At 71.6% G+C, this 12,747-nt stretch carries 9 protein-coding genes; 6 read left to right on the forward strand and 3 right to left on the reverse strand.

Annotated features, from left to right (window positions below; all coding sequences use genetic code 11):
- The first annotated feature begins 2 nt into the window (after positions 1 to 2).
- Positions 3 to 1,295, forward strand: coding sequence for an acyltransferase family protein (locus ACFYPM_RS16820; protein WP_387197131.1), 1,293 nt, complete (start codon positions 3 to 5; stop codon positions 1,293 to 1,295).
- A 33-nt stretch (positions 1,296 to 1,328) separates the two neighbouring features.
- Positions 1,329 to 2,300, forward strand: coding sequence for a DNA polymerase domain-containing protein (locus ACFYPM_RS16825; RefSeq protein WP_387197134.1), 972 nt, complete (start codon positions 1,329 to 1,331; stop codon positions 2,298 to 2,300).
- Between the two features lie 19 nt (positions 2,301 to 2,319).
- On the opposite strand, the gene ACFYPM_RS16830 is transcribed toward ACFYPM_RS16825, so the two are convergent.
- Entirely contained in the window at positions 2,320 to 4,488 is a 2,169-nt protein-coding gene (locus tag ACFYPM_RS16830) for an acyltransferase family protein (protein ID WP_387197137.1), read from the reverse strand.
- A 74-nt stretch (positions 4,489 to 4,562) separates the two neighbouring features.
- Positions 4,563 to 5,069, reverse strand: coding sequence for an Lrp/AsnC family transcriptional regulator (locus ACFYPM_RS16835; protein ID WP_387197140.1), 507 nt, complete (start codon positions 5,067 to 5,069; stop codon positions 4,563 to 4,565).
- A 106-nt stretch (positions 5,070 to 5,175) separates the two neighbouring features.
- On the opposite strand from ACFYPM_RS16835, the gene pdhA reads away from it, so the two are divergent.
- The 4 genes from pdhA to ACFYPM_RS16855 all read left to right on the forward strand — a co-directional run bounded on the left by pdhA (position 5,176) and on the right by ACFYPM_RS16855 (position 10,554).
- The gene (pdhA, locus tag ACFYPM_RS16840) at positions 5,176 to 6,342 is read left to right on the forward strand and encodes a pyruvate dehydrogenase (acetyl-transferring) E1 component subunit alpha (RefSeq protein WP_387197142.1); all 1,167 of its coding nucleotides are present in this window, start codon (positions 5,176 to 5,178) and stop codon (positions 6,340 to 6,342) included.
- Positions 6,339 to 7,343, forward strand: coding sequence for an alpha-ketoacid dehydrogenase subunit beta (locus ACFYPM_RS16845; RefSeq protein WP_387197388.1), 1,005 nt, complete (start codon positions 6,339 to 6,341; stop codon positions 7,341 to 7,343). The genes pdhA and ACFYPM_RS16845 overlap by 4 nt, the downstream gene beginning before the upstream one ends.
- Entirely contained in the window at positions 7,328 to 8,737 is a 1,410-nt protein-coding gene (locus tag ACFYPM_RS16850; RefSeq protein ID WP_387197391.1) for a dihydrolipoamide acetyltransferase family protein, read from the forward strand. Before ACFYPM_RS16845 ends, ACFYPM_RS16850 begins: the two co-directional genes overlap by 16 nt.
- A 137-nt stretch (positions 8,738 to 8,874) precedes the next feature.
- Positions 8,875 to 10,554, forward strand: coding sequence for a right-handed parallel beta-helix repeat-containing protein (locus tag ACFYPM_RS16855; RefSeq protein WP_387197394.1), 1,680 nt, complete (start codon positions 8,875 to 8,877; stop codon positions 10,552 to 10,554).
- Between the two features lie 103 nt (positions 10,555 to 10,657).
- Here ACFYPM_RS16855 and ACFYPM_RS16860 read toward each other — a convergent pair whose 3' ends face one another.
- On the reverse strand, positions 10,658 to 12,739 hold the full coding sequence (locus ACFYPM_RS16860) for a PQQ-dependent sugar dehydrogenase (RefSeq protein WP_387197146.1): 2,082 nt from the start codon (positions 12,737 to 12,739) through the stop codon (positions 10,658 to 10,660).
- Positions 12,740 to 12,747: the final 8 nt, after the last annotated feature.

The raw sequence follows: 12,747 nt of genomic DNA on the forward strand, positions 1-12,747 counted from the left end.
GCATGACCACCCCCGCTCTCATCCGGTCCCGGGGCACCCTCGCCGACCTGCTCTCCGGCCGGAGCAACGGCATCGGGCTGATCCGGCTCTGCCTCGCCGTCGGCGTCGTGTTGTCACACTCCAAGCCGCTCGGCTTCGGCGCCAACGACCTGGGCTACTACCTGACCGGTCGGCAGACGAACGTCGGCACCATGGCCGTGTACGGCTTCTTCGTGCTGTCCGGCCTGCTGATCACCCGCAGCGCCCGGCGTACCGGCATCTTCCGTTACGCCTGGCACCGGGCCCTGCGGATCTTCCCCGGTCTCTGGGTCTGCCTGCTGGTCAGCGCGCTGGTGATCGCCCCGCTCGTCGCGTTGCGGGAGCACGGCACCATCGCCGGGTTCTTCGACAACCCCTGGGACCGGGGCGGCCCGCTGGCCTACCTGCAGGCCAACTGGTGGACCGGCGTCCGTCAGTACGGCGTCCGGGACCTGTTCACGGACACCACCCCGTGGGGCGAGAAGGTCAACTACAGCGTCTTCAACGGCGCGCTGTGGTCGCTGAAGTACGAGATGTTCTGCTACGTCGTGGTGGGCGTGCTGGCGGTGACCGCGGTGCTGCGGAACGCCCGGCGGTTCGTGCTGTTCCTGACCGTCGCGCTCTACCTGAGCATCCTGCAGGACTGGGTCAGCTCCGGACGGATCAGCGGCCCGGTGTCGACGGCGAGCTGGAGCTTCGTGTCGCCGCTGGTCGGCACCATGACCTTCCACTACATCGTCTACCTGGGCTTCCTCTTCGCCGCCGGGGCGACCCTGGACCTCTACCGCGAGCGGGTGCCGATCAACGACGCGCTGGGCATCGGTTCGGCGGTGGCGCTCGGATTGTCCCTGCTCTTCGGTGGCTTCTTCGTCATCGGGCTGCCCGCGTTCGCGTACCTGCTGGTCTGGCTGTCGGTGCGGATGCCCCGCCAGCTGCACTGGGTGGGCCGCAAGAACGACTACTCGTACGGCATCTACATTTACGGGTTCGTCCTCCAGCAGGTGATGACGAGCCTCGGCTGGAGCCGCTGGGGTTACCTGCCGTTCGCGGCGATGTCGGTAGCGGTCGCGTTCGCCGCCGCGTTCCTGTCCTGGAAGTTGGTCGAGCGCCCCGCGCTGCGGTTGAAGGACTGGACGCCGGGCTTCGTGGCCCGCCGGTCGTCGCAGCGGGTGCCGGTCGAGCAGCAGACCGCGGTGGCCGAGGAGCCGCCGGCGCAGGTCGGCGGCCCGACCCAGGAGTTGCCACAGCAACCCGCCACACTGGTTCCCGGACGGTAACCCGCCGGCCCGCCCCCGAGTACGCTCGGGGGCGTGGCCACGGTGGCGGAGGAGATTCAGGTGGGGGAGCGGCTGGTCCGTGTCTCCAGCCCCGACAAGCCGTACTTCCCGGAGCGTGGGCTGACCAAGCTGGACGTGGTCCGCTACTTCCTGTCCGTGGGTGAGGGGATCCTGCGCGCCCTGCGGGACCGGCCGACGATGCTGGAACGCTGGCCGCGCGGCGTCTTCGAGGGCGCGACGATCGCCACCCGGCAGACCAACCGGGGCGACGCGTTCTACCAGAAGCGGCTACCGGCGGGCGCGCCCGACTGGGTGCGTACCGCGCACATCACCTTCCCCAGTGGCCGGACCGCCGACGAGATCGCGCCCAGCGAGTTGGCCGTGGTGATCTGGGCGGCCAACCTGGGCACCCTGCGGTTTCACCCCTGGCCGGTCACCGCCGCCGACGTGGAGCGACCCGACCAGCTGCGCATCGACCTCGACCCGATGCCCGGCGTCGGTTTCGACCAGGTGGTGCCGGTGGCCCGCGAGGTCAGCGCCTTCCTCGCCGAGCTGGGGATGACCGGCTACCCGAAGACCACCGGCGGGCGGGGCCTGCACGTCTACCTGTCGATCGAGCCGAGGTGGAGCTTCGGTGAGTGTCGCCGGGCGGTGCTCGCCCTGGGCCGGGAGATCCAGCGCCGGCTCCCGGAGCTGGTCACCACCACCTGGTGGCGCGACCAACGCGACCGGCCGGTCTTCATCGACTACAACCAGATGGCCCGCGACCACACGGTGACGTCGGCGTACTCGATCCGGCCGACCCCGCAGGCCCTGGTGTCGGCGCCGCTGGAGTGGGCGGAGCTGGACGACGCCCGACCGGAGGACTTCGACGTGCTCAGCATGCCGGCCCGCTTCGCCGAGCGCGGCGACCCGCACGCCGGCCTGGATGGCGACCGGCACTCGTTGGAGCCGCTGTTGGCGTTGGCCGACCGGGACGGGCTGGAGGCCCCTCCCGTTCGGTGAGGTCCGCCAGCCCGGCAGGTTACAGCTCGGCGAGCACGGGCTTGAGCGCGGCGCCCACCTGGGGTGCGAGTGTCGTCGAGTACGTGGCGCTCAGGTGGTGCGCGTCGCGCCAGACGAGCACCCCTCCGATGACGGGCGCGCATCGGTCCGCGGGGCAGATCCAGTCGTTCAGGTCGATCAGGTGGGCGCCGGACAGCCCGTCGGCCGCCTCTTCCTGGGCCGGACCGCCCCCGCGGCCCAGGGTCTCGTCGCGGCTGTTGGCGCACTTCGTCAGGCGGTTCGGGTTCTTCGACACGCACTCGGCGACGTCCTTCAGGTGCAGCGGCGTGTCCCGCAGGACCACCACCGGCACCTTCTCCGCGATCATGCCGCTCCACGTCTTGCGCAGCTCGCGGACCAGCGCCGACCGCCACTTCGAGGCGGGTTCGCCGTGGACCGGGTACTCGGCGTTGGTGACGACCAGCAGGTCGGGGCGACCCGCGCCGAGCAACGTCTCCCGCACCTTCCTGTTCCACTCGGTGCAGGAGGAGTAGGGCCTGTCGTTCAGGGAGATCTCCGCCGTCAGGAACGGGCAGCCGCCCTTGGTGTACGTGGCGAGGCGCCACCCGTTGGTCTCCGCCGCCAGCCGCATGGCAGGGACCCACTGGTCGGCGTGGGAGTCGCCGACCAGCGCGATGGTGGTCGCCGAGTTCATCTTCCCGTAGACACAGACGTCCGGCGTGTCGGATTCCAGCGACACGTGGCAACTCTTCGTCGCCTGCAACAGCGGTGCGTCCCGGGCTGCGCGCGCCGGCTCGGGGGTGATCGACGCGACCTTGTCGACGGGCACCCCGGCCCGGCTGGTCCGGGGGGATGTGCCGAGCGCGGCGGCGCCGGGCGCGGTCGGTGGCGTCGCCGGTGGGGAGCCGCCGGGCACCTGACCCATGATGACCGACGCGGATGTCGTACCCGTCGTTGTCGGAATGGCCAGTTGGAAGGTCAGGCCGGCGAGCGCGGCCGCGCCGGTGCAGACGGCGCCGATGCGTAGGGCGGCGGAGGGCCGGTCGGCGAGGGTGGGCGACCGGCGGACCGGGTTCTCGACGAAGTGGTACGTGAGCGCGGCGGGGACCGCCGAGGCGGCCACGACAGCGAGCGCGGGGCCGACACCGAGGTCACCGAAGTGTGCCTGCGCGGCGATCAGCACCGGCCAGTGCCACAGGTACAGCGAGTAGGAGATCCCGCCGACATAGCGCAGCGGCTGCCGGCCCAGCAGGAGAGCGGGCCCGGCGCGACCGGCGGCCGGCCCGAACGCGATCACCGTGGCCGTGCCGAGGGTGGGGCCGAGCGCGACGTAGCCGGGGAAGCCGGCCTCCGTGGTGATCAGCGCGGCCGAGGCGCCGACGGCGATCAGCCCGGCCCACGCCAGCGGGACGGCGACCAGGCGCGGTGACCGGCTCCACCAGATCGCCGTGACGGCGACGGCACCGCCGAGGGCCAACTCCCACATCCGGGTCGTGGTGACGTAGTACGCCGAGGGGTCGGTCGGTGAGACGTACAGCGCCCAGGCGAACGAGGGGAGGGCGATCAGCGCCAACCCGAGCAGGTAGAGGCCGCGGCCAGCGTGGCCCCGGCGGCGGGCGAACCACCCGAGCGCGATCAGCAGCAGGGGCCACACCAGGTAGAACTGCTCCTCGACGGCGAGGGACCAGAAGTGCTGGGCGATGCTCGCGGCGTCGTTGGCGGCCACGTAGTCGGCGGACTGCCCGGCCATCCGCCAGTTCATGGCGTAGCAGGCGCTGGCGATGACGTCCCAGGCGGTGGCCGACCAGCGGCCGCGAGGCAGGAAGAAGTAGGTCAGCACCAGGGTCGCGAGCAGGACGGTCGCGGCGGCCGGCAGCAGACGCTTCGCGCGGCGGGCGTAGAAGTCGGTGAGCGACAGCCGTCCACGATTGTCGAGTTCCTCCAGCAGCAGGCCGGTGATGAGGAAGCCGGAGATCACGAAGAACACGTCGACACCGACGAAACCGCCGGGCAGGTACGGCACTCCGGCGTGACCGAGGAGCACCAGCAGCACGGCCACCGCCCGTAGACCTTCGATGTCCCCGCGGAAGGACCGCGCACCGGGTGCCGTCGGCCTGGTCGACGACGGCCTGGTCGGTGGCGGGGCGGCGACCCGGGCCTGCGCCCACAACTCATTCGATATAGCCACGTCGCGGATAGTAGCGGCGCTCTACGGTACGTCGGCTATTTCATCATCGTGCTAATGAATTCGTGTTATGTCCTCTATTGCCATGGGCTCTGCGTACCGCCGAACTCCTCGAAGACGAGCCAGGACCGTGTCGACAACACCCCGGCGATGCGCTGCACCCGGTCCAACACCACATCCCGCAGGGCGGCGTTGTCCGGCGCCCGGACCAGGGCCAGCACGTCGTGCTCGCCGCTGAGCAACGCCACGTGCTCGACGTAGCGCACCCGGGCCAGCTCGGCCGACACCTCCCGCCAGGTGTTCTGCTCGATTGTCAACGCCATGTACGCCGAGGTGCCCAACCCGGCCGCCTCGGGCGCCACCTGGGCGTGGAACCCGGTGATCACCCCGTCGCGCAGCAACCGTTCCACCCGCGCGTACGCGTTGGTGCGGGAGATGTGGATCCGTTCGGCCAGGGTGCGCACCGACGTACGCCCGTCCCGGACCAGCTCGTCGAGGATCCGCCGGTCCACCTCGTCGAGGGCTCGAACCGATCGTCCCGATCCCACCACCCGGTCCGCGTCGTCGCCGCTCTCCTGGCTCACTGTGACCCCCTCCGCGTGCCAACCGTCCCGCGTTCTGCGTGGATCTTGAGTCAATCATCCGACACGCGGAAGCATAGGCTCACCACACGTCCCAGGAGGTTCCGCCGTGACGACCACTCCCCAGGCGGTCCGCAGGGCATCCCCGCGTACTCGTCGAGCGGCCACCCCGCCCGACCCGGCGCGCCCGCTGCTGCCGAACACCGAACCCGTCCGCCTGCTCGACCCGACCGGCACGCCGCTGCCCGCCCGCAGCGACTATCCGGAGCCACCCGCCGAGGTGCTGCGCGAGCTGTACCGCCGGATGGTGCTCGGCCGCCGGTTCGACACCCAGGCGACCGCCCTGACCAAGCAGGGCCGGCTGGCTGTCTACCCGTCCTCGCGGGGCCAGGAGGCGTGCCAGGTCGGCGCGACGCTCGCGGTCCGCGACACCGACTGGGTCTTCCCCACCTACCGTGAGTCGATGGCGCTGGTTGCCCGGGGCATCGACCCGGTCGAGGTGCTCACCCTGCTGCGCGGCGACTGGCACTGCGGCTACGACCCGACCGAGGTGCACACCGCGCCGCAGTGCACCCCGCTCGCCACCCAGTGCGTGCACGCCGCCGGCCTCGCGCACGGTGCGGCGTACCAGGGTCGGGACACCGTGGCGCTGGCCTTCATCGGCGACGGCGCGACGAGCGAGGGCGACTTCCACGAGGGGATCAACTTCGCGGCGGTGTTCAAGGCGCCGGTGGTCTTCTTCGTGCAGAACAACCGCTACGCCATCAGCGTCCCGCTGTCGCGGCAGACCGCCGCGCCGTCGCTGGCCTACAAGGGCGTCGGCTACGGCGTACCCAGCGAGCAGGTCGATGGCAACGACCCGGTGGCCGTGCTCGCCGTGCTCACCCGCGCGGTCGCCCACGCCCGCGCCGGCAACGGGCCGTTCCTCGTCGAGGCGCACACCTACCGGATGGAACCGCACACAAACGCCGACGACGCCAGCCGCTACCGCGACGGCGCCGAGGTCGACGCCTGGCGCGACCGCGACCCGGTCGCCCGGCTGGAGACCTACCTGCGGGCCCGCGGGGTGCTCGACGACGCGGCGGTCGCCGAGGTCGCCGAGCAGGCCGAGGCGTACGCGGCGGACCTGCGGACCCGGATGAACGAGCAGCCCACCGTGGACCCGCTGAGCCTCTTCGACCACGTCTACGCCGAACCCACCCCGCAGCTGATCGAACAGCGCGAGCAGGTCCGCGCCGAGCTGGCCGCCGCCCGCGACGAGGAGGGTGACGCCTGATGGCCACCACCATGGCGAAGGCGCTCAACGCCGCGCTCGCCGACGCCCTCGCCGCCGACGAGCGGGTCGTCGTCTTCGGTGAGGACGTCGGCGCGCTCGGCGGCGTCTTCCGGATCACCGACGGCCTCCAGGCCCGTTTCGGTGAGGACCGCTGCTTCGACACCCCGCTCGCCGAGGCCGGCATCGTCGGCTTCGCCGTCGGCCTGGCCATGTCCGGTCTGCGGCCGGTGGTCGAGATGCAGTTCGACGCGTTCGCGTACCCGGCGTTCGAGCAGATCGCCTCGCACGTGGCAAAGCTGCGCAACCGGACCCGGGGCAAGCTCAGCGTGCCCATCGTCATCCGCGTGCCGTACGCCGGTGGGATCGGCGGGGTCGAGCACCACTGCGACTCGTCCGAGGCGTACTACGCGCACACCCCCGGCTTGAAGGTGGTCACCCCGGCGACCGTCGAGGACGCGTACTCGCTGCTGCGCGAGGCGATCGACGACCCCGACCCGGTGGTCTTCATGGAGCCCAAGAAGCTCTACTTCGGCAGCGCCGACGCGGTCCTGCCGACGCGGACCGAGCCGTTCGGCCGGGCCGTCGTGCGCCGGCCCGGCCGCGACGCGACCCTGGTGGCGTACGGGCCGGCGGTGCCGGTCGCGCTGGAGGCCGCCGAGGCCGCCCGCGAGGAGGGCTGGGACCTGGAGGTGGTGGACGTCCGCACCATCGTGCCGTTCGACGACGAGACCATCGCCGCCTCGGTCCGCCGTACCGGCCGGTGCGTGGTGATCCAGGAGGCCCAGGGTTTCGCGGGGGTCGGCGCGGAGATCGCCGCCCGGGTGCAGGAGCGCTGCTTCCACGCGCTGCACGCCCCGGTGCTGCGGGTCGCCGGGCTGGACATCCCGTACCCGGCGCCGATGCTGGAGCACACCCACCTGCCCGGTGTGGACCGGGTGCTCGACGCGGTGGCCCGACTCCAGTGGAACGACCAGCCGGACGCGCGTTGGGCGGCGGCATGACCACCGTCGCGCGCACGCAGGTCTTCCTCCTGCCCGACCTGGGCGAAGGGCTGAGCGAAGCCGAGATCGTCGAGTGGCGGGTCGCGGTGGGCGACGTGGTCACAGTCGACCAGAGCGTGGTCGAGGTGGAGACCGCCAAGGCGGTCGTCGACGTGCCCTGCCCGTACGCCGGCCGGGTCGTCACCCTGCACGGCGCGGCCGGTGAGGTACGCCCGGTCGGCCAGCCGTTGATCACCATCGCGCCGCTGGACGGTGGTGACGAGCCCGCCGGGCACGCCACCTACCGCGAGGAGGAGCAGGCCGGCTCCGGAAACGTGCTGATCGGCTACGGCACGGGCCACGGCGGCGCCACCCGCCGCCGGCGCCGGCCACGGCTGACGCTCGCTCCCGAACCGGCCGACCCCGCGCGGACCGACCCCGCCTCGTCCGGTGGTGTTGCCCCGACCAGTGAAATCCGCGCGGCTGCCGGCGGTGCCTCGGGTACGGGCGACGCGTCCGGCCACCCGGCGCCGACCGCCCTGGTCATCTCGCCGATCGTACGGCGACTGGCTCGGGAGCGCGGCGTCGACCTGAACGCGGTGCGGGGCACCGGTCCCGGCGGGGTGATCCGCCGCGCCGACGTGGAGGCGGCGCTGACCGTACCCGCCGCCCGGCTCGCCGCCGTGCCGGACGCCCCCGTCGCGCCGGTGCCCTCCGGGGACGACGACGTGATCATCCCGCTCACCGGCGTGCGCAAGGCCATCGCCGACAAGCTCTCCCGCAGCCGGCGGGAGATCCCGGAGGTGACCATCTGGGTCGACGTGGACGCCACCGGGCTGCTGGAGACCCGGGCCGCGATCAACGCGGCGACGCCGAACGCGCCGGTGAGCATCCTGGGCCTGCTGGCGCGGATCTGCCTCAGCGGGCTGCGCCGGTTCCCGCAGCTCAACGCCCGGGTGGACACCGAGGCGCAGCGGATCGTCCAGTCCGCCGGGGTGCACCTCGGCATCGCCGCGCAGACCGACCGGGGTCTGCTGGTGCCGGTGCTGCGCGACGCCCAGCGGCTCACCACCGCCGAGTTGGCCGCCGAACTGGCGGCGACCACCGCCGCCGCGCGGGCGGGTAGCCTCCCGCCGGCCCGACTGACCGGCGGCACGTTCACGCTCAACAACTACGGGGTGTTCGGCGTCGACGGCTCCACGCCGATCATCAACCACCCGGAGGCGGCGCTGCTCGGCGTCGGCCGGATCGTGGACAAGCCGTGGGTGGTCGACGGGCAACTCGCCGTCCGGAAGGTGACCCAGCTCAGCCTCACCTTCGACCATCGGGTCTGCGACGGTGGGGTGGCCGGTGGCTTCCTGCGGCACGTCGCCGACTGCGTGGAGCGCCCGGCGCTGCTGATCGCCGCCGTCTGAGGCGCGTACCCCCTCGGTCCCGGCGCTGCCCCCTCGGCGCCGGGACCGACGCACGCCCGGGGTTTCCCGGCGGCGTCATCGGGAAGTCGGCCCCGCCGGAGCGCACCGAACGCGTCGAAGGGAGCCGGCCTGTGGCCGTGGCAAACGAGCTGCTACTGAACTCGGTCCGGGTACGACGGCCCGCCTCGGCCGGCGCGCCGCTCTACTGCGACGCGCTCGAGTACGGGCTGACCGGCGACGGCGCGACGAATGACCAGCCCGCGCTGGCTGCCCTCGTGGACCGGCTGGGCGCCGGGTACGCGTCGGACGGGCGGGCCCGGGTCATTTACTGCCCACCGGGCATCTACTCGATCCGGGACGCGGGCACGGTGTGGCGCAGCGGTGTGTCGCTGATCGGGGCCGGCCCGGCGGCGACCCGGTTCATGCTCAGCAACGAGGGCAACCGGGCCGACCCGACCCCGTTGGCCTTCTGGACCACCGTGCAGCACGGCGCCGACCGGGACCGGCACATCGCCGACTGCACCTTCGCCGACTTCCAGATCGACGGCTCCGGGGTGGCCATGGCCGAGTACAACTACCTGGCCAAGGGCCTCGGCCTCCAGTACGTGGTGCGCGGCGTCTTCCGCAACCTCTACATCCACCACACCGCCGCCACCGGGCTGGGCTGCGACTTCCTCCAGGACTCCCTGATCGACGGGGTGGTGGTGGTCGGCTGCGGCCGACTGGACAACGGCGAGCAGATGGGCGGCGCCGGCATCGGCGTCGGCGTCGGCGGGTGGGGCACGGTGGAGCGGCTGACCATCGCCAACTGCACCACCCTGGCCAACGGCACCAACGGCATCTTCCTGGAGTTGCAGAAGGACTACTGGCCGCCGCCGCGCGGCTACCGGATCATCGGCTGTCACAGCCAGGGCAACCGGTTCGGCATCTCCGACTGGGGCGCCGACGGTCTGATCGTCTCCGCCTGCACGATGACCGGCAACCTGGAGACCGGCTTCGACGTGTCGGCGCAGGGCACCTCGTCGGTGGCCGGCCGGGGTGGGCTGCTCACCGACTGCGTCATCGACGGCAACATGCGCGACGGGGTCAGCATCGGCAACAGCCCCGGCCCGTACACCGTGCGGGGCAACCGGATCAGCGGCAACGGGCGGCACGGCTATCACGCGCACGACCTCGGACGTGGTTACCAGGGCTCGATCCGGGACGTGGTCATCGAGAGCAACGAGTTCTGGGGCAACGGCCTGGACGCGGTCCGCGTCGACCACCAGATGACCGACGCGGTGCTGCTCAACAACCGGATCCGCAACAACGGGCGGCAGTGTGCCGAGGGGGCCGGCGGTACCGGCGACGCCGTCCGCTACAGCGAACGGTGTCTGGTGGACCGGTCGGCCAACTGGCCGCACGACGGGCACCGGGGCAAGGTCCTACGGGTCGGACGAGCCGTCGCCATGGTCGCCTCCAACACCGGCGATGAACTCACCCTCGCCCCGGTACGCCCCGACGGGTTCACCGCGTGGAGCGGGGACGTGCCGCCGCCCGGCATCGGATACGAACTGTCGCCAGCACCCGAGCGGCGGGCCGGGATCACGATCGACGCGCCGTTCGACTCGGCCACGGTTCGGGGCAACCGGATCTGGGACAACCACGACTACCAGACCCAGACGCACGGGCTGTGGATCACCGAGCGCGGCAGTTGCGTGGACTGCCGGGTCGAGGACAACGACCTGGCCGGCAACGCCGGCGACGGGATGCTGCTGGACACCCCGCCGGTGGGCGGGCGCTGGCGGGACAACCACGTCGACAGTGACTGGACCTGAGCGGCGACCGCAGGACCGTCCGCGCCGTACGCCGGCCGGGGGAGAGACGACGAGCGGCGGCGACCGGAGTGATCCGGGCGCCGCCGCTGTCATCGTGGGTTGGTCAGCCGGCCAGACCGGCCACCGGGGTCGGGTCCAGCACGACCTCGGCCGAGCCCGACTGCGCGCCCGCGTCGGTGTACTCGGCGACGAACACGGCGGTCAGATTGTCCGCACCGCTGTGCCCACTGTCGAGGAAGGTGGGAATGCTGCCGGAGCAACCCGTCGAGGTGGAGAGCGGGTGCCCGTGCTCGTCGTGCCCGAGCACGTAGGTGACCTTCACCTTGGAGCAGTCCACCGGCAGGTCGTCGGTGACCTTCACCTCGTACGCGACCGTCTGCCCGAACTGGAACGGCTGCCCAGCCTCCGGGGTGACGAACTCGACCACCGGCGCGGTCGGCCCGACCACCAGCGGCAGTGACGCCGAGGCGGACCGTCCGGTGCGGTCGGTCACCTTCAGCGTCGGCGTGTACGAGCCGTTCTTCGAGAACGTCCAGGTCGCGTTCGGGTTGGTGCTGTCCACCGAACCGTCCGCGTTGAAGTCCCACGCGTAGCTGAGCTTGTCACCGTCCGGGTCGGTGGTGCCGGCGCTGGAGAACGCGACGGTCAGCGGGGCCTGCCCAACGGTCGGCGTGCCGCTGATCTTCGGGATCGGCGTCCGGTTGCCCCGGACGAAGTCGATCCGGGACAGCTGGGCGTCCGGGTTCTCGGCGAAGTAGCCGTCACCGTACTCCAGCACGTAGAGCGCGCCGTCTGGGCCGAACTCCATGTCCATCGGGTTGTCCACCACCAGCGACGGTGCCACCGCAAGGATGTCCGCGACGTCGCCGTCGGAGTCGAGGCGGAACTCCTTGATGTAGTCCCGGCTCCACTCGTAGAACAGCGGCACCCCGTCGTAGTAGGCCGGCCAGCGGGTACGCGACGTGCTGGTCCCGTCGTAGTCGTACGCCGGGCCGCCCATCGGAGAGATGCCGCCCGTGCCCAGCTGCGGGAACTCGGCCGAGGGGGCTGCCGCGTACCAGACCTGCGGCTGCTCGACCGGCGGCAGCACGCGCTTGCCGGTGTTGTGCGGTGAGTCGTTGACCGGGCGCGCGCAGTTGAACTTGGCGCCGGACTGGCCGGTGGCGAAGTCGTAGTCGCGGTAGGCGATCGTCGGCGTCACGCAGTACGGCCAGCCGTAGTTCGCCGGCTTGTCGACGAGCATCCACCGGCCGTGCCCGGCCGGGCCGCGCGCCGGGTTCGGGTTGGAGGCGTCCGGGGAGTAGTCGCCCACGTACACGTTGTTGGTACGCCTGTCGACGGAGAAGCGGAACGCGTTGCGCAGCCCCATGGCGTAGATCTCCGGGCGGGTCTGCGCCGTGCCCGGCTTGAAGAGGTTGCCGGCGGGCACCGTGTAACCGCCGCCGTTCTTCACCTTGATGCGCAGCAGCTTGCCGCGCAGGTCGTTGGTGTTGGCCGAGGTGCGCTGGGCGTCGAACGCCGGGTGGCGGTTGGCCCGCTCGTCGATCGGGACGTAGCCGTCGGAGGCGAACGGGTTGCTGTCGTCACCCGTCGACAGGTACAGGTTGCCCAAGCTGTCGAAGTCGATCTGGCCGCCGACGTGGCAGCAGATGCCCCGGTCGGTCGGCACGTCGATGATCTGCTGCTCGCTGGCGAGGTTGAGCTTCGACCCGTCCAGCTTGAACCGGGACAGTCGCAGCGCGCCCTTGAACGGCAGCCAGTCCGCCTCGGTGCCGGTCTCCGGCGCGTCGCCCTCGTTGACGCCCGGGGTCGCCGGGTCGTCCACCGGCGTGTCCATGGGCGGCGAGTAGTAGAGGTAGACCCACTTGTTCTGGGCGAAGTTCGGGTCGATGGCGACCCCCTGCAAGCCCTCCTCGTCGTGCTCGTACACCGGGATGTCGGCGGCGAGGGTGTTCAGCCCGGTGCGCGGGTCGTGGATGCGGACCTCGCCGGTGCGGGAGGTGTGCAGCACCCGCAGGTCGGGCAGAACGGCGAGGCTCATCGGCTCGCCCGGGAAGTCGTTGAGTGTCACTTTCTGGAAGCTGCTGTCCGGCGGCGGGGCCGGTGCGGCGGCCGCGGCCGCCGGCGGTACGGAGAGACCGGCCGTCACCAGCAGCAGGGCGGACACGAATGCGGTTCTGTTCATCAATTGTC

Source organism: Micromonospora sp. NPDC005203 (assembly GCF_042872705.1).
GTDB lineage: Bacteria > Actinomycetota > Actinomycetes > Mycobacteriales > Micromonosporaceae > Micromonospora.